Annotated in this window: 15 protein-coding genes; 11 read left to right on the forward strand and 4 right to left on the reverse strand. The window is 44.9% G+C overall.

The genetic code is table 11. The features are described 5' to 3' along the window. From ACE5CV_RS12695 to ACE5CV_RS12705, 3 genes are all read left to right on the forward strand, one after another. The coding region (locus tag ACE5CV_RS12695) for a formimidoylglutamase (RefSeq protein WP_374950549.1) at positions 1 to 842 on the forward strand (842 nt) is incomplete at its 5' end. A gap of 52 nt (positions 843 to 894) precedes the next feature. After that, positions 895 to 2,073: a redoxin domain-containing protein gene (locus ACE5CV_RS12700; RefSeq protein ID WP_374950550.1), complete on the forward strand. Its 1,179-nt coding sequence runs from the start codon at positions 895 to 897 to the stop codon at positions 2,071 to 2,073. Positions 2,074 to 2,185: 112 nt separating this feature from the next. After that, positions 2,186 to 3,316, forward strand: a complete 1,131-nt coding sequence (locus tag ACE5CV_RS12705) for a redoxin domain-containing protein (RefSeq protein WP_374950551.1) — start codon at positions 2,186 to 2,188, stop codon at positions 3,314 to 3,316. 141 nt (positions 3,317 to 3,457) lie between these two features. Here ACE5CV_RS12705 and purD read toward each other — a convergent pair whose 3' ends face one another. Beyond that, positions 3,458 to 4,732 carry a phosphoribosylamine--glycine ligase gene (gene purD / locus ACE5CV_RS12710; protein WP_374950552.1) on the reverse strand — a complete coding sequence of 425 codons (1,275 nt, stop codon included), beginning with the start codon at positions 4,730 to 4,732 and terminating at the stop codon, positions 3,458 to 3,460. Between the two features lie 204 nt (positions 4,733 to 4,936). On the opposite strand from purD, the gene secA reads away from it, so the two are divergent. From secA to ACE5CV_RS12730, 4 genes are all read left to right on the forward strand, one after another. Further along, positions 4,937 to 8,245 (forward strand): preprotein translocase subunit SecA, encoded by a 3,309-nt coding sequence (gene secA / locus ACE5CV_RS12715; protein ID WP_374950553.1) that lies wholly within the window; start codon positions 4,937 to 4,939, stop codon positions 8,243 to 8,245. Positions 8,246 to 8,415: 170 nt separating this feature from the next. Continuing rightward, the gene (locus ACE5CV_RS12720) at positions 8,416 to 8,889 is read left to right on the forward strand and encodes an SPOR domain-containing protein (protein WP_374950554.1); all 474 of its coding nucleotides are present in this window, start codon (positions 8,416 to 8,418) and stop codon (positions 8,887 to 8,889) included. Then, positions 8,882 to 10,066: a M20 family metallopeptidase gene (locus ACE5CV_RS12725; protein ID WP_374950555.1), complete on the forward strand. Its 1,185-nt coding sequence runs from the start codon at positions 8,882 to 8,884 to the stop codon at positions 10,064 to 10,066. The genes ACE5CV_RS12720 and ACE5CV_RS12725 overlap by 8 nt, the downstream gene beginning before the upstream one ends. A gap of 109 nt (positions 10,067 to 10,175) precedes the next feature. Beyond that, positions 10,176 to 11,108: a hypothetical protein gene (locus ACE5CV_RS12730; protein WP_374950556.1), complete on the forward strand. Its 933-nt coding sequence runs from the start codon at positions 10,176 to 10,178 to the stop codon at positions 11,106 to 11,108. A gap of 324 nt (positions 11,109 to 11,432) precedes the next feature. Here the strand turns inward: ACE5CV_RS12730 and asnS are convergent, their stop codons facing one another. The 3 genes from asnS to ACE5CV_RS12745 all read right to left on the reverse strand — a co-directional run bounded on the left by asnS (position 11,433) and on the right by ACE5CV_RS12745 (position 14,011). After that, entirely contained in the window at positions 11,433 to 12,869 is a 1,437-nt protein-coding gene (gene asnS / locus ACE5CV_RS12735; RefSeq protein WP_374950557.1) for an asparagine--tRNA ligase, read from the reverse strand. A gap of 82 nt (positions 12,870 to 12,951) precedes the next feature. Then, positions 12,952 to 13,434 carry a DUF6252 family protein gene (locus tag ACE5CV_RS12740; protein WP_374950558.1) on the reverse strand — a complete coding sequence of 161 codons (483 nt, stop codon included), beginning with the start codon at positions 13,432 to 13,434 and terminating at the stop codon, positions 12,952 to 12,954. A 94-nt stretch (positions 13,435 to 13,528) separates the two neighbouring features. After that, the gene (locus ACE5CV_RS12745; protein WP_374950559.1) at positions 13,529 to 14,011 is read right to left on the reverse strand and encodes a DUF6252 family protein; all 483 of its coding nucleotides are present in this window, start codon (positions 14,009 to 14,011) and stop codon (positions 13,529 to 13,531) included. A gap of 141 nt (positions 14,012 to 14,152) precedes the next feature. On the opposite strand from ACE5CV_RS12745, the gene ACE5CV_RS12750 reads away from it, so the two are divergent. From ACE5CV_RS12750 to ACE5CV_RS12765, 4 genes are all read left to right on the forward strand, one after another. Beyond that, complete coding sequence (locus tag ACE5CV_RS12750; protein ID WP_374950560.1) at positions 14,153 to 15,025, forward strand: DMT family transporter; 873 nt, start codon at positions 14,153 to 14,155, stop codon at positions 15,023 to 15,025. Between the two features lie 146 nt (positions 15,026 to 15,171). Further along, positions 15,172 to 17,109, forward strand: coding sequence for a DNA primase (gene dnaG / locus ACE5CV_RS12755; protein WP_374950561.1), 1,938 nt, complete (start codon positions 15,172 to 15,174; stop codon positions 17,107 to 17,109). Continuing rightward, entirely contained in the window at positions 17,109 to 17,477 is a 369-nt protein-coding gene (locus ACE5CV_RS12760) for a YraN family protein (protein ID WP_374950562.1), read from the forward strand. Before dnaG ends, ACE5CV_RS12760 begins: the two co-directional genes overlap by 1 nt. Before the next feature lie 3 nt (positions 17,478 to 17,480). Further along, positions 17,481 to 18,554, forward strand: coding sequence for a glutaminyl-peptide cyclotransferase (locus tag ACE5CV_RS12765; protein ID WP_374950563.1), 1,074 nt, complete (start codon positions 17,481 to 17,483; stop codon positions 18,552 to 18,554). Positions 18,555 to 18,556: the final 2 nt, after the last annotated feature.

The raw sequence follows: 18,556 nt of genomic DNA on the forward strand, positions 1-18,556 counted from the left end.
AGAAAGACATTATCCCGGTGATCATCGGTGGCGGGCAGGACCTTACCTACGCCCAATATCTAGGCTATGAAACCCTGGAGCAAAAAGTAGATATGTTGGTGATTGACTCGCAGCTTGACCTGGACGACGATGGATTTAACGAAACTATCGAAACCACCTCTGCATCGTATATGAATAAAGTGATTCTGCACGAGCCTAATTATCTTTTCAATTACAGTAACATGGGTTACCAAACCTATTTTGTAAATCAGGATAGTTTACGTGTGATGGAGAAACTGTATTTTGATGTGCACCGCCTTGGCGAGCTTACCCAAAACATTGCGGTTGCCGAACCTATCATCCGCAATGCCAATATGGTGAGTTTTGATATGGGCGCCATCCGCTCATCTGATGCAGTAGGTAACGCCAATGCTAAACCAAACGGCTTTTATGGCGAAGAAGCCTGCCAGATATGCCGCTACGCCGGTTTTAATGATAAACTAAGTTCGATAGGGTTTTACGAATTTAACCCCGCCTTTGATAATAACGGCCAAACTGCTATGCTGCTATCGCAGATGATATGGTATTTTATAGATGGTTTTTATAACCGCAAACGCGATTATCCGCTTAACCCAAAATCACAATACCTTATTTATAAAACCAGCCTTACGCATGTTGAGCATGAAGTGTTTTTTTTAAAAAGAAAAAAAAGCGACCGCTGGTGGATGCAGGTACCCTACCCAACAGGGGGCTCCAAAAATGAGCGCTTTCACCTGGTACCCTGCCGGCACGAAGATTACAAGACCGCCGCTTCCGGCGAGATGCCTGATCTTTGGTGGCGCACTTATCAAAAGTTAAACTAAGTGGCAATTCATGGGCGCTTTATGCGTTAATCACCTTTACATTAATTAATAAATGAAGAAGATTTTTTTCTGCCTTATTGCTTTATTGCCTGCATTGGCATTTGGCCAGGCAGCCCAGCCGTTTACCATCAAAAGTAAAGTTGGCAAGTTAAATGCTCCCGCAAAAGCCTTTTTAGTATATCGCTTAGGCGCCAACAACGTTACAGATTCTGCCACTATAAAAGATGGCGAATTCGGCTTTACCGGCGTCGCCATGAATCCGGTTAACGCCTCCCTGTTTATCGATTATAAGGGCATTGGCTTTGCCAAATACATCGCGCAGAATTTTCCAGATGGCGGGCCGTCAAAAACTGCCGACTTATTAAATTTTTACATCGAAAAAGGGAATATCAATATTACCTCTCCGGATTCTATTGCCAAGGCCGATGTGAGCGGAACCCCATCCAACGAAGACAATAAGAAGCTTAAAAGCCAGCTTAAGGTGGTGATAGATAAGGCCCAGAAGATTGTCATCGAGGCACAAGCCGCTACTCCTGCGCAGCAGCAATCGCCAACATTTCAAAATGCCATGCAGGCCAAATATAAAGCCATACAACTGGAGCAAAAAAACGTACTTAAAACGTTCATCACCCAAAATCCCAACAGCTTTTTGAGCTTGCTGGCGCTTACCAGTGTAAGTGGCCCGGCGCCGGATGTATCTGAGGTGGAACCGCTTTACGATCTACTATCTGCCGATCTTAAAAGCACCGAACAAGGCAGGCAGATCAAATCGGCCATTGATAATTTAAAGATAACTGCGATAGGCGCAATGGCCCCGGATTTTATACAGAATGATGTGAATGGTGTGCCGGTAAGGTTGTCGTCATTTAAGGGCAAATATGTGTTGCTTGATTTTTGGGCATCATGGTGTCCTCCATGCCGCCAGGAAAACCCTAATGTGGTGCGTACCTATAATAAATACAAGAATAAAAACTTCACCATACTCGGAGTATCGTTAGATAAAGAGAGCGGTAAATCTGCATGGCTGGCCGCTATTAAAAATGACGGGCTGACCTGGACCCAGGTATCCGACCTTAAATATTGGAACAACCTGGCAGCAACGGTTTATGGCGTTCAATCCATCCCTCAAAACTTTTTGATAGACCCAACAGGTAAAATAATTGCCAAAGGCCTTCGCGGTGATGATTTGGATACAAAGCTTGCCGAGTTGCTGGGCAAATACACCAACTAACGATCAGTCAGTTGCAATTAAAGCGTACCATTAATTTTACAATGAACAGTTTTATTTTTGATATAAAATCCTTTAATTAGTAAAGATTAGTGTACAAAATATTACGCCCCAAATGAAAAAATTTATATTGACCGTACTGGCGGGTGCCCCGTCACTGCTTTTTGCCCAAGCCGGCAAGTTTACCGTTCAGGGTAACGTAGGCAAATTTAGTGCTCCTGCTAAAGTTTACCTGCAATACCGTAAGGATGGCAAAACGCTTATTGACTCAGCCGTTTTAAAGGATGGCAAGTTTGCCTTTACCGGCGACGCTGCTGCTATGCCGATGAGTGGCTACCTTTTGTTTAATGAAAAAGGCACCGGCATGAACACATCGCGTGATTACCACGCCGTTTATTTGGAGCCGGGTGTTGTAACCGTTGCCGCCACAGATAAAATAGCTAATGCATCGGTAACGGGTACCAAAACAAATAAAGAGAATGAAGCCTACCGAATGGCTTTAAAACCCATAAATGATGCTTACACTGCGCTGGAAGAAAAACAAAAAGCGGCAACTGAAGCACAGCAAAAAGATCCTGCCTTCATCAAGCAAAGCAAATTAGATGAAAAAGCTATCGACCTGAAAGAAAAAGAGGCTAACAAAGCGTTCATCACCCAGCATCCGGATTCTTACATCAGTTTAAGTGCACTGCAATCTTACGCTTACAGTGCAGATTATGTAGATATAGCCCCGTTGTTTGAAGGCCTTTCGGCTAATATAAAAGAATCTACAGGCGGTAAAGATTTTGCTGCCATATTGCCAAAGTTAAAAGCGGTAGCATTGGGCGCGACAGCACCTGAATTTGCAGAAGCCGACACAGCCGGTAAAATGGTGAGCCTTTCATCATTCCGCGGTAAATATGTGCTGGTTGATTTTTGGGCATCATGGTGTGGCCCCTGCCGCCAGGAAAACCCTAACGTGGTAATGGCTTTTAACAAGTATAAAGACAAAAACTTTACTATCCTTGGTGTATCGTTAGACAGGCCGAATGCTAAAGAGGCATGGTTAAAGGCAATCAAAAAAGACGGCCTGGCCTGGACTCAGGTATCTGACCTGCAATTCTGGAAAAGTAAAACTGCTGATATCTACGGCGTTCGTGCCATTCCGCAAAACTTTTTGCTTGACCCTAACGGCAAGATCATCGGTAAAAACCTGCGTGGCGAAGACCTGAATGAAAAGCTGGCAGAGATATTCAGTAAGATATAATTTAGTCGAAAGACGTAAGGCAGAAAGTCCGAAAGATAGAGATAAACAATCTGCTTTCGGACTTTCGTTTTGAGGATTTGCCACCTGATCATCCAGCTTCACAATTCCGGTTTATCCTACTTCGTCTTCCCGACTTCCTAACTATAACAAGTCAAATCCAATATCTTTCCTAAAGTAGACGCCGTCGTAGTAAATACGTGCAGCATCGGCAGTAGCCTGTTGCAGGGCATCAAACATATTGTTTTGCAATGTGGTTATGGCCAGTACCCGGCCGCCGGTAGCTTTAACCGTTTCTCCGTCCAAGGTGGTGCCGGCATGGAACACGTATGATCCGCGCACGTTTTCAATTCCCGTGATCTCTTTATCCTTCAGGTATTCGCCCGGATAGCCACCAGCAACACACACCACAGTAGCTGCGGTACGCTCGGATATGCACAATTCCTTCTCGTTCAGGTTGCCGTTGGCTACACCTAAAAGCAGCTCTACAAAATCCGACTCGATCCTTGGCATAACACTTTCCGTTTCCGGGTCGCCCATGCGGCAATTGTATTCTATGGTATAAGGGTCGCCGTAGCAATTCATCAGGCCGATAAAAATAAAGCCTTTATAGGGGATGCCTTCCTGTTTTAGCCCTTCAACTGTTGGGATAATAATACGCTGCTCCACCTTTTTCATAAACTCATCATCGGCAAACGGAACGGGTGAAACCGAACCCATACCGCCGGTGTTTAAGCCGCTGTCGCCTTCGCCAATGCGTTTATAGTCTTTAGCTTCGGGTAATATCTTGTAATTGGTACCGTCGGTCATCACAAAAACAGATAGTTCGATACCCTGCAAAAACTGCTCGACAACCACCATGGAACTGGCGTCGCCAAACTTGGCTTCGGTAAGCATTTCTAACAACTCCTGGCGCGCTTCTTCCAGGGTTAAACAGATCAGCACACCTTTACCTGCAGCAAGGCCGTCGGCTTTCAAAACCACAGGCAGCCCGGCTGTTGCAAGGTAGTCAAACCCTTCCTGCAAAGTATCGCGGGTAAAGGTTTTTGACGCCGCGGTTGGGATGTTGTGGCGCTGCATGAATTGCTTGCTAAAGTCTTTACTGCCCTCTAACTGCGCCGCTTCCTTTTGCGGGCCAATAACCGGGACGCTTTTAAGCTGCTCATCCGCCAGGAAAAAATCATGAATGCCCTTTACCAGTGGCTCCTCGGGGCCAACCAGTACCATTTTAACATCATTGGCTAAAACAAAAGCCCTGATGCCCTCAAAGTCGGTAGCTTTTAAGTTTACATTGGTGCCATACTTACCGGTGCCCGCGTTGCCGGGGGCGATAAAAAGCTTATGGCATTTAAGGCTTTGTGATATTTTCCAGGCAAAGGCGCTTTCCCTTCCGCCCGAACCAAGGATCAGGATGTTCATGCGGTAAAGATGCCTTTTTTAGTATCAAGTAGCAAGTATCAGGTATTAAGATGCCTTTTTTTGAGGTGTTTAACGTTAACGATAGGCCATATACTTGCTACTTGATACTTAGTACTTGCTACTTTTTCTTACCTTTGCCTGCCAATATGACTTTAAAATTGCAGTGGCGCAATTGTTGAGTTTAGTGCGATATACAAATAGATTATGTTAGACTTTTTTAGTAAGCTTTTTGGAAGCAAATCAGAACGTGACGTTAAGGGCATAACCCCCATAGTTGAGAAGATTAAGGCGGAATTTGCCAAACTTGACGGCTTAACTAATGACGAGCTTAGAGCTAAAACCATACAATTTAAAGAAACGATAGCGCAGGGCCTTTCCGGCATCGATACCGAGATCCGGGCGATAAAAGACCGCACCGAAACCGAGCTGGATATGGATGTTGCCGAAAAGGTTGACCTTTATACCCAGTTAGATAAACTGGAGAAAGACCGCAATAAAGAGCTGGAAGAGATTTTGAAAAATATTTTGCCCGAGGCTTTTGCGGTAGTTAAAGAAACGGCCCGCCGTTTCTCAGGCAATAAAACTATTGAAGTTACCGCAACCCAGTTTGACCGTGAGCTTGCCGCTAAAAAAGGTAACGTTATTATTAAAGGCGATCAGGCCATTCACCATAACACCTGGCTGGCTGCCGGCAACGAAGTTACCTGGAACATGGTACATTATGACGTGCAGCTGATTGGTGGTGTGGTTTTACACCAGGGTAAAATATCTGAGATGGCTACCGGCGAGGGTAAAACATTGGTGGCTACGCTGCCTGCTTATCTTAACGCGCTTGCCGGCCAGGGTGTACATATTGTAACCGTGAATGATTACCTGGCACGCCGCGATAGCGAATGGATGGGCCCGCTGTATGAATTCCATGGCCTTTCTGTTGATTGTATTGACAGGCATGAGCCTAATTCAGAAGAACGCCGTGCGGCTTATCTGGCCGATATTACCTTTGGTACTAATAACGAGTTTGGCTTTGATTACCTGCGTGACAATATGACACGCAGCCCCGAAGAGATGGTACAGCGAAAGCTGCATTACGCCATGGTGGATGAGGTGGATTCGGTACTGATTGACGATGCGCGTACGCCTTTGATCATTTCTGGTCCTATCCCGCGTGGCGACGAGCATGAGTTTTATGAGTTAAAACCACGCATCGAGCGCTTGGTTAACGCGCAGAAAAGTTTTGCCAATACAGTATTAAACGAAGCGAAAAAAGCCATTAACGATGGTAAAACCGGTGTTGAGGATGGTGGTTTGGCTTTATTGCGTGCCCACCGTGCTTTACCTAAAAATAAAGCGCTGATCAAATTCCTGAGCGAAGGTGCTAACCGTACCGTTTTACAAAAAACCGAGAACTACTACATGCAGGACCAGGGCAAAGAGATGCCTAAGGTTGATGCAGAGCTGTTCTTTATTATCGACGAAAAAAACAACCAGGTTGAATTGTCTGAAAAAGGGATTGAACTGATCACATCATCGGGTGAGGACACCAATTTCTTTGTGATGCCGGATGTAGGTACCGAGATCTCTGAAATAGAGAAATCAAGCCTTTCTGCCGAAGATAAGATCGCAAGGAAAGATGAGCTGATGCGCGACTTCTCTATCAAATCGGAGCGTATCCACTCAGTTAACCAGTTGCTGAAGGCCTATACCTTGTTTGAAAAAGATACCGAGTACATTTTGGATGATGGTAAGGTTAAAATTGTAGATGAGCAAACCGGCCGTGTATTAGATGGCCGTCGTTACTCTGACGGGTTACACCAGGCTATCGAGGCAAAAGAGAATGTGAAGGTAGAGGATGCAACACAAACCTTCGCTACCATTACCCTGCAAAACTATTTTAGGATGTACCATAAGCTTTGTGGTATGACCGGTACTGCCGTTACAGAAGCAGGTGAGTTTTGGGAGATCTATAAACTGGATGTGGTAGAGATACCAACCAATACGCCAACCAGCCGTGCAGATATGCAGGACCTGGTTTACCGTACCATCCGCGAAAAATACAATGCCGTTGCAGACGAGATTGTGAAACTAACACAGGCCGGCCGCCCGGTACTGGTGGGTACTACATCTGTGGAGATATCTGAACTGTTGAGCCGTATGCTTAAGCTGCGCGGTATTAAACACAACGTACTGAATGCTAAGATGCACCAGAAAGAGGCGGATATTGTTGCCGAAGCGGGCCAAACCGGTACTGTTACCATTGCCACCAACATGGCCGGCCGTGGTACGGATATAAAATTAGGAGCAGGTGTTAAAGAAGCGGGCGGTTTAGCCATTGTAGGTACCGAGCGCCATGAAAGCCGCCGTGTAGACAGGCAGTTACGCGGCCGTGCCGGTAGGCAGGGCGACCCGGGTTCATCTCAGTTCTTTGTATCGTTAGAGGATAACCTGATGCGTTTATTCGGATCGGAGCGGATCAGTAACCTGATGGTGCGTATGGGTATTGAAGAGGGAGAAGTGATTCAGCACTCCATGATCTCCAAATCTATCGAGCGTGCGCAGAAAAAGGTAGAAGAAAACAACTTTGGTATCCGTAAGCGGTTACTGGAGTATGATGATGTAATGAACTCGCAGCGTACCGTTATTTACGCTAAGCGTAAAAACGCTCTGTTTGGCGAGCGCCTTGATGTTGATTTAAGCAATACCATTTTTGATGTTATAGAAGATGTGGTTACCGAGTACAAAGAATCTAACAATTACGAGGGTTTCCAATTAGAGGTGATCCGTTTATTTTCTGTAGATATCAGCACCGACGAAAGCGCTTTCGGCAGCACTAACCTGAATACTTTGGTTGATACAACCTTTGCCGAGGTAATGGACTTTTACAAACGCAAAGCCGAAACTATTGCTCAACAGGCTTACCCGGTATTAAAAGATGTTTATGATACCCGCGGCCAGTATGTAGAGAACATTGTTGTTCCGTTTACAGATGGCGTGCACGGTATGCAGGTAGCAGTGCCGTTGAAAAAGGCGGTTGATAATAACGGGCTCGAAGTATTTAAATCGTTTGAAAAGAACGTGACCTTATCCCTTATCGATGATGCCTGGAAAGAGCACCTGCGTGAAATGGATGAGTTAAAGCAATCGGTACAAAACGCGGTGTACGAACAAAAAGACCCGCTTTTGGTATATAAGTTCGAAGCTTTTGAACTGTTCCGCCAGATGCTGGCCAATGTAAATAAAGAGCTGGTAAGCTTCCTGTTCCGTGGTGGTATTGCTGTGCAGCAAGAACCAGAGCAGGTGCGCGAAGCAAAACCGCAGCCTAAGCTTGACCTGAAGAACATGCGTACCTCTAAACCTGAACTTGGTGCAGAAACCAACGGCATGCCTGTTGAGGATACCCGCGAAATGCAAAAACCAACGCCGGTTAAGGTAGAGCAAAAAATAGGCAGGAACGATCCGTGCCCTTGTGGTAGCGGCAAAAAGTTTAAAAGCTGCCACGGCCAGGGACAGAATTAGGGTTCGAAAATAATTTCAGCCTGTACGATAGTGAACAATCTGACAAGAGGCAACTGCCGGTTGGATGTTACACTATCGTTCAGCGTAACAAAGGTCAGTATGAGCTTGTCGAAGACTTATACGCAATTGCTTAGACAGGCTCGGCATAACATTCTTAAAAAATTTAAAATATGAAGAAAGCAATAATTGATCATACCGCTAAATCAGCCGTGGTCAGGTATTGTTTTTTTTTATTGATGCTGCTCACATCAACAATGGCTTTCGGCCAAACGCCCAGGGGCAGGGTTCAGGTTATCCGCGACCCTTTGTTTGATACGCTGCTGGCCAAACGCGCTATGTTGAATAGCGGCGGCCGGCGCAACAGCAGTGGCAGTTACGTATCATCATACGGGTACCGCGTGCAGATATACAGCGGCAGCAACCGCAGCGCAGCCTTTAATGCCCAGGCCAGGTTCAACATGGAGTTCCCGGAAATGCGTACGTACATTGTTTACCGCGAACCTAACTTTAAGGTACGTGCCGGCGATTTCCGTTCCCGGATAGAAGCAGAACGGATGAAAAACCAGCTTAATGGTACCTTTTCGGCCATGTTTATCATCTCCGAAAAAATTAACCCTCCAAAAACGGTTGTCAGTAATGATTAAAGAAAAGATCCAGCAGCTTTCTGAAGCAATATTTGATGATGTGGTAGCTACGCGCAGGCATTTGCATTCGCACCCCGAACTATCTTTTCACGAGGTGGAAACCTCGGTGTTTGTGGCACAAAAGCTTACCAAACTGGGTTTGGAGTACCACAAAATGGCCGATACCGGCCTGGTTGCACTGATTAAAGGCGATAAACCGTCTGACAAGGTGGTAGCCTTGCGGGCCGATATGGATGCACTCCCGATACTGGAGGCTAACGATGTGCCTTATAAAAGCCAGAATCCCGGTGTTATGCATGCTTGCGGCCATGATGCGCACACGTCCTCTCTGTTAGGTACCGCTAAGATCTTAACCGAACTAAAATCAGAATTCGGCGGTACTATAAAATTGATCTTTCAGCCGGCAGAAGAAAAGCTGCCCGGCGGTGCAAGCCTCATGATACAACAGGGTGTTTTAGAAAACCCTAAACCTGGTGCTGTTTTAGGCCAGCATGTAATGCCCCTTATTGATGCCGGGAAAGTGGGTTTCCGTGCGGGCAAGTACATGGCATCTACCGATGAGCTATACGTAACCGTAAAGGGCAAAGGCGGCCACGGTGCGCAGCCACAGCAAAATGTTGACCCGGTGATCATCACCGCGCATATACTAACCGCTTTGCAACAGGTAGTCAGCCGTTTTGCCGATCCAAAAAGTCCGTCTGTACTTTCGTTTGGCAAGGTGATTGCCAATGGCGCTACCAACGTGATCCCGAATGAAGTTTATTTGGAAGGAACCTTCCGTACGATGGACGAAAAATGGCGCGGCGAAGCGCATGTCAAGATGAAAAAAATGGCCGAAGGTATTGCCGAAAGCATGGGCGGCAGCTGCGAATTTACCATTATGCGCGGCTACCCGTTCCTGATTAACGAAGAGGTGCTCACCAACGCTACCCGCAGCCATGCAGAAGATTACCTGGGTAAAGAGAATGTGCTCGATCTGGATATCTGGATGGCTGCCGAAGATTTTGCCTACTACTCGCAGGTGGCAGATAGTTGCTTTTACCGCCTGGGCACCCGTAACGAAGCGAGGGGCATTACATCATCTGTACATACACCTACCTTTGATGTGGAAGAAGATGCTTTTAAAATAAGTACCGGGCTTATGGCTTACCTGGCTATTAAGCAATTAGGAAATTAAAAATAAAATGTCATTGCGAGGAACGAGGCAATCGCGCACTTTACAGAGCAGGTCTGCAAAGTGTGCGATTGCCACGCTGCGCTCGTAATGACATGATGCTAAACAATAAATGAAAAACCATCTTCTATTATTTTCCTTTCTTTTTAGTGCTTTTAGCACCTTTGCTCAGCAAATCCAGCGGTTTAATCCCGACACCATCCGTACAATAACCATTGATACGCCTGTGGCAAATATCCGGTCGCATAAGTTAAACGCGCAGGATTTTATTGATGCCGTAGTTGCCGATACCAGCTTTTACAAGGCTTTTCAGAATATGAAACGTTATGCGTTTACTGCAGAGAACCGCATTTACACCTACGATAAAAAGAATAAAGTTAACGGCAAGATCTATCGCAAGCTGATTCACAGTAACGAGAAAGGTGCCCATAAGATCACCTATGTAGCTAAGCAGGATACGGGTGCCGTTTACAAGAAGAACGGCAAGTATCAGCTGTACACCGTAGAGATGTTCGACTACATTTTTATGAACGCCTACAATTCGGATTTTATAAAGACCGATGGACTGCCCGGCGATAATAAAGGTAAAAATGAAGGTTATAAGGCAAAACTGAAACAGCTGATATTTACGCCCGGGCGCAAGATTAGCGGCATACCTTTTATCAGCGGAAAAACGGAGATCTTCGGGCCGGATATGCGGCAGTTTTACCGTTATGAGTTTGCCCGTGGAACGTATGTAGACAGCATCCCCGTGTACCGGTTCAAGGTGATTAAGAAGCCCAGTACGGCCGATGATGACGTGATGATTAAAGAGCTTACTACCATATTTGATGCCCGGACATTTCAGATCCTAGGGCGGTACGTAGATATGAAATACAGTAACATGCTTTTCGACTTTAATGTGCAGATGAACATCGAGCTTAACAACTTTGGCGGCGAACTATTACCCACCAAAATCACTTACCAGGGCAACTGGGATATCCCCTTCAAAAAAGAAGAACGCGCCAGTTTTTTGATTGTACATAAGGACTATAAAAGGGAGTAACACGATTATGGGATTCAAGGATTAATACGATTCGACCAAAATAACAATTCGAACAGAACAGATAAAGCGATAAGTTGAACGGCATAGAAGATCTAAAAATGGATCCAATATTCCGAAAAGGAGTGTTAACCCAACCATTTCGCAATTAATTGTTAATCAACTATTTAACTTGATTTTTTCCGAAAAGTGTAAACCTTTGTTAATAGTTGTACACTTTTTTGAGGGACTATTAATTTAAAGGTGTGCCAGCGTATGAAAGAAAACGCTGATAAACTTTGTTGCAGATCAATCAGCGTAATCATAAAAATCAGTTAAATCAGCGGTCTAAAATTCGGCGTTTTTAGGGAACCTTGGGAAAGGGATCACATCGCGGATGTTGCCCATGCCGGTAACAAATAACACCAAACGCTCAAAGCCTAAACCAAAGCCGGCATGCGGGCATGCACCAAAGCGACGGGTATCCAGGTACCACCAAAGCTCGTCTTTAGGGATGCCTATCTCATCCATACGGGTTTCCAGCTTGTCTAAACGCTCTTCACGTTGCGAACCGCCGATGATCTCGCCAATACCCGGGAACAGGATATCCATCGCGGCAACGGTTTTACCATCGTCGTTCTGGCGCATGTAAAAGGATTTGATCTCTTTAGGATAATCTGTAAGGATAACCGGTTTTTTAAAGTGCTTCTCAACCAGGTAGCGCTCGTGTTCAGATTGCAGGTCGGTACCCCATCCCTCAACCGGGTAAACAAACTTCTTCTTTTTGTTCGGGGTCGAGTTGCGTAATATCTCTATCGCCTCGGTGTAGGTAAGGCGTTCAAAATCATTGGTAAGGCAAAATTGCAGCTTTTCCAACAGGCCCAACTCAGCACGCTCGTTTTGTGGCTTTTGCTTTTCCTCTTCCTGCAGGCGCTGGTTTAAAAACTCCAGGTCTTCTTTGTTTTTGTCCAACGCATAGCTGATCACGTATTTTAGCAATTCCTCGGCCAGGTTAGCATTATCATTCAAGTCGTAAAACGCCATCTCGGGCTCTATCATCCAAAACTCGGCTAAGTGGCGGGTTGTGTTAGAATTTTCGGCACGGAAGGTTGGGCCGAAGGTGTAGATATCGCTCAACGCCATAGCACCCAACTCACCTTCTAATTGGCCGGATACGGTAAGATTGGTTGAGCGGCCGAAAAAGTCCTGCTTGTAATCCACTTCGCCGGTATCAGTGCGGGGAATGTTTTCAAAATCAAAGTTGGTAACGTGGAATGCTTCGCCGGCGCCTTCAGCATCAGATTGAGTGATGATCGGTGTGTGCAGGTATACAAAACCTTTATCCTGGAAAAACTGGTGCACCGCGAACGACAGTGTGTTACGCACCCTGAAAATGGCACCGAATGTATTGGTACGGAAACGTAGGTGTGCGTTCTCTCGTAAAAACTCAAGGGTTTGTTTTTTGGGCTGCAGTGGGAATTCGTCAGGGTTGCAATCGCCAAGAATCTCAATTTCGCCGGCAATCACTTCAACGCTCTGGCCTTGGCCAAGTGAGGGGGCAAGGGTTCCGTTGATGGCTACCGCGGCGCCAAATGTTATACGTTTAAGCAGGGCGGGGTCCGTGTTCTCAAAATCGACAACGATTTGCAGGTTGCTGTTAGTAGAGCCATCATTTAAAGCAATAAAACGATTTTGGCGGAAAGCCCGCACCCATCCCTTTACCGTAATATCTCCGTCGGTCCTGCCGCTTTCTAATAATGCTTTAATTTTAATTCGCTGGCTCATATACATATCAGTTGAGTGGCAAAAATACAATTATTTGCCAAAACCTGTTAGCTGTAAGCCAATACTTAGGCAATGAGCCGGTCTAATTTTTTAGATAGGTGCTAAATGTTCCTTTTAAAAACCGGATGGTCTCCGGGGAACCAGGGTACTTATTGGCAGCCCTCTTTAGCGCTATATAATAGGTGCCGGTTATAATGGCTTTTGTATTATCGTATTCGGTAATTTCAATTGTGCTTTTTGTTGAGTTATCAACCCCGTACTCGCTGGTTAGAACATCCTGCCCCACCGTTGTGAAAAACGTTGCCTGGTTGCCCGTTAAATTATAAATCCCCTTGCCGTTAAACATTATCCGGATGACCAGACGCTCTTCCGTTTGCGATCCGGCAATTGCCAGAGAGTCGCCGGCGATTCTTGACGTGCTTACTGCCGCGTCCCACTTAATCCCATTCTTCTCGGCCGACATGTAAGGCTGATAAGGGTTCGCGCAGCACATCCGGCCACCTTTAGTGCACGAAAAGTTAAGTGCTGAAAGCATCACTAGCGCGGCAAATAAAAATCTTTTCATTGGTATGGGTTTTATAATTTTAAGTTTGATAACGTGTTACATGCAATAATGGTATCACAAAAATAACCTGCGGCAAGGCCGCAGGTTAAAAGACTTATCGCGGCAGCGCGATAACAAACTGTCCCTTGGTAAATTTAACACTATCCGGATAAGTGCTTGATGTAACCGGAAAGGTGCGTTTCATGTTAAGGTTAAACTTGCCGCCAAGGATCTTGTTGATAGAATCATAACCGGTAACTTCAATAGAACTACCGGATGCGGCGCCTAAATTGTAACGGCTTACGGTATCGGTACCTACCACCTGGTAATATTTGCTTTGGTTACCGGCCAGTGCATAAACGCCTTTACCATTGAATTTGAAACGCATGCGTACACCTGCCTGGTTACTCACACCAAATACCGAAATAGAATCGGTACCTACCTTGGCAGATCCGGGTTGGGCAACTATACCTAAGCCATTACGCTCGGCAACAAAATAAGGGTCGTAATAAACCGCGCAGCATTTGTCATTGTCTTTGATGCAAGCCGTTAATAACAACGGCAGCGCAAACAGGATAAATAAAGAGATCTTTTTCATAATCGTAATTTTTATACATTACGATAGAAAGTTAATTTCTGATACATCCGGCGTCAAAAAGTTTCCGGCAAATTAATATTTAGCTTCCAGCTTTCGAAATTCCGTCGACGAACGTGTTAGTACATTGCGTAAGTTTGCGCTATGTCGCTCAACCCAAAGCTAAGCCTGGCAATAGGTATTTTGTGTATATCGTTTTCGCCCATTTTTGTTAAGCTCGCGGGTACATCACCTTTAGGCGCGGCTTTTTACCGGGTGTTTGTGGCTTGGCTTTGTTTATTGCCGTATTGTATTGTAAAAGGCAAATTGAAGATAAGCCGCCGGCAACTGGCCTATTCAGTCATAGCCGGGATCATTTTTGCAGCGGATATCGCGGTTTGGAATATGTCGCTTTTAAAGATAGGCGCAACCGTATCTACATTGATAGCCAACCTTGCTCCCGTTTGGGTAGGGCTAATGAGTTTAATATTCTTTAAAAAGCGCAGCGGTAAGCTATTTTGGATAGGTACAGCTGTTGCCTTAGCAGGCATGGTGGTATTGGTAGGTTACCGGCAAATATTACAACTGGAATTTAATGGCGGGATATTGCTGGCGGTACTGGCAAGTTTGTTTTATGCCTGTTACTTAATGATCACCAAAAATATTATGGCCGGTATTGATGTTTTTAGCTTTATGTTTTACAGCATGCTAAGCTCCGGCGTTTTTTTGCTCCTCATTAACACTTTTATGGGCGGCAACATTGTTGATTTCCCGCTGCGGGTTTGGCTTTGCTTTATTGGGATGGGCCTGCTTTGCCAGTTACTTGGCTGGCTAACCATCAACTACTCGATACGCTACCTGGAAGGCACAAAGGTGGCCATTACCCTGTTGAGCCAAACCGTTTTTGCAGGCTTGCTGGCCGCATGCTTCTTAGGCGAAAAACTGGAAGCAAAAGAACTGATTGGTAGTGCCATTGTGTTAGCAGGCATAGCCATTACATTTTTAAAGGCATCACCTAAAGGGGCTATATTAGATTGATCCTAAGCTGCTATTACGGTGGTAAAACGCAACTCTCATTTATAGTCCGTGGTTGCCCTTCTGTAAATCAATCATGATAATTTTATATCTTTAAGAAGAAGTAACCTCTTTAAGCTTTACTTTTGTATCCGCGCTGTATTTAACATATGATCACCAAACCCACCATCGACCGCATAATGGAAGCCACAGATATTGTGGAGGTGATCGGTGAGTTTGTGCAGTTAAAAAAACGTGGCGCCAATTACATTGGTTTATCTCCTTTTGCCAACGAGCGTACGCCATCGTTCACGGTATCGCCGGTCAAAGGCATCTTTAAAGATTTTTCCTCGGGTAAGGGCGGTAGCGCTATCACCTTTTTAATGGAACTGGAAAAGTTCACTTATCCCGAAGCGCTTAAATGGCTGGCCAAAAAGTATGGTATTGAGGTTGAGGAAACGGTAGAATCATCTGAGCATAAAGAAGAAGACCAGCGCCGGGAGAGCCTGATGATCGTAAGCACCTATGCTGCCAAGTACTTTCATGAAACCATGCTTAATACCGACGAAGGCCAGAATATCGGCCTGAGCTATTTTAAGGAACGAGGTTTTAATAGCGAAACGATTCGAAAATTTGAGTTGGGGTACTCGCCCGATCAGTGGGAAGCCTTTACAGGCGAAGCTCTTAAACAAGGCTATCAGGAAGAATTTTTAGTAGCCAGCGGATTATCAGTTAAGCGGGACAACGGGTCGTTGTATGACAGGTACCGTGGCAGGGTAATGTTCCCAATTCACAGCTTTACCGGTAGAGTGATCGCTTTTGGCGGTCGTACATTAAAGAGCGACAAAAACGTACCCAAATACGTCAACTCGCCCGAATCGGAGATCTACCATAAGTCTAATGTACTTTACGGATTGTACTTTGCTAAAAAGGCAATTCGTGAAGAAGATAACTGCTACCTGGTTGAGGGGTATGCCGATGTATTGTCTGTACATCAGGCAGGGATAGAAAATGTGGTAGCATCATCGGGCACGTCGTTAACGGTTGAGCAGGTAAGGCTGATAGGCAGGCTGACAAAAAATATTACCATTCTTTATGATGGTGATGCTGCCGGCATAAAAGCTTCATTACGCGGTTTAGACCTGATCCTGGAAGAAGGTTTGAACGTTAAAGTGGTACTTTTCCCTGATGGTCACGATCCGGATTCTTACGTTCAAAAGTTCGGCACGGCGGCTTTTAAAAAGCACGTAGATGATAGCAAGAAAGACTTTATCCTTTTCAAAACCGGCATCCTTTTAAAAGAGGCGGGTAATGACCCCATCCGCCGGTCGGAGGTAATCAGGGAGATAGTGGAAAGTATTGCCAAGATCCCGGATTCTATCAAAGCATCGGTGTTTATTAAAGAGTGCAGCTATATTTTGCAGATTGATGAGCGCGCCCTGCTTACCGAGTTGAACAAGATGCGCCAGGCGAAAGCTAAAAAGGATTATCAAAATCAGCACGGAAACCGTAAAACCTCATTCGAAACGTCGCCCGAAGAATTAGCAATTTTTGATGAAACGGAGAAAGAAAAGGCAGAGGAAATTGCAAACCAGGAGCGGGAGATTGTTAGGCTACTTTTGTCTTACGGTAGCAGCATGATTGACTGGGATGGTATTGCCAACACCTACATTGGCCCATTTATGATAGCTGAACTCAGTGATGTAGATTTTTTTAATATTCCATGTAAAAAATTTATTGACGTTTATTCTGAACAGGTCGATAATGGAATTTTGCCAGATGATAAATTTTTCATCCATCATTCTGACAAATCTGTTGTCAATTTAGCTATTGACCTTCTTTCGACTAAGTATACTTTGAGTGAAAATTGGTATGAGATGCATAAAATAATGGTCCCGAACGAGCAAAATAACATGAAAGCAACGATCCTTGGTGGTATTTTTCATGTAAAAAAAATTAAAGTTGAGGCCATTATAGACAAGCTTACAAAACAACTAATTGATGAAACAGATTATGATAATCAAGTTGTTATAATGCAACAACAAATCCAAATGAAAAGAGTACATAAGGCCATTGCGGATTATCTCGGTACAGTAATACCCAAATAATGGCTACCCACAACGACCTGGGCCGGCAAGGCGAAGCATTGGCCAAAGCACACCTTGAAGCCACCGGCTACGAGATGATGGACGAGAACTGGATGTTTGGAAAGGCGGAGATAGATCTAATTGCTTATAAAGCTGGGGTGATCATCTTCGTGGAAGTGAAAACCCGTACGGGCAACGGCTTTGGGCAGCCGGAAGACTTTGTTGATGCCCGCAAGCAAAAGCTGTTAGTGCAGGCGGCCGATGAATATATTTACATAATGAACCACCAGGGCGATGTGCGGTTTGATATAATATCCGTACTTTTTGATCGTAATAATAACTACAAACTCAACCATATTGAAGATGCCTTTTGGCCTTCGACTATTTAAACCATGAACAAGAGAATTTTATTTTTTGCCCTGATATCCGTATTGGCATACAGCTGTAAAAATGATACAAAGACTGCAGGCGACATAACAATTACCCCTGATGCCGGCACAGCCTACAAACTTGGAGATGTGATCAGCGCGAAGGTAAATTTGCCATCTGATATAAAAGCTGATTCCATTGTTTACCTGTTAGATTCTACCAGGGTAGGGTCGGCTAAAGATTCATCTTCCATACAGATTAAAACAGAAGGCATTGGCCTTGGCGCAAGGGTTATTACTGCTAAAGTTTACCAGGGCGGTAAAAGTACCGATGTAAATACCAATTTTATCCTGCTGGCCACAAAAGCACCGGAGCAGCTAAGCTATGTTGTAGAGAAAACGTTTCCGCATGATACAGCCAGCTATACCGAAGGTTTGCAATACACGGATGGCGTAATGTATGAAAGCGATGGCGGCGTACTGAATTCGGATGAGGGGCAATCCAGCCTGCGTAAAGCCGACCTGAACACCGGCCGGATCCTTAAATTAAAAGACGGCGACCCCAAAGTGTTTTCGGAAGGGTTATCTGTAATAGGTGATAAGATCATACAGCTTACATGGAAAGAGAAAATTGGTTATGTGTACAACAAAAATACGTTCGAGTTGATCAACACATTTAACAACAACGTTGGGGTAGAAGGCTGGGGCCTGTGTTATGACGGAACCAAACTGTACATGGATGATAGTACAAACCGCATATGGTTTTTAGATAAAGATAAGTTTAATGCTATAGGCTACATCGATGTGTATGATGACAAAGGGCCTATAGATAAATTAAACGAGCTGGAATATATTAATGGAAAGCTTTATGCAAACGTTTACGGTTCCGACGACATTGTAGTTGTCGACCCTAAAACAGGCGCGGTACTGCAACGCATTAATATGGCTAACCTTTGGCCGGAAAACCAGCGCCCTGCAGGCTTCGATAACGGTAATAACGTGCTCAATGGCATCGCATACGATAAAGCAACCAATCGTATTTTTGTTACCGGCAAAAAATGGCCTAAAATGTACCAGGTAAAATTTGTAAAAAAATAGCC

The sequence above is a fragment of the Mucilaginibacter sp. genome (assembly GCF_964263795.1).
Taxonomy (GTDB): domain Bacteria; phylum Bacteroidota; class Bacteroidia; order Sphingobacteriales; family Sphingobacteriaceae; genus Mucilaginibacter.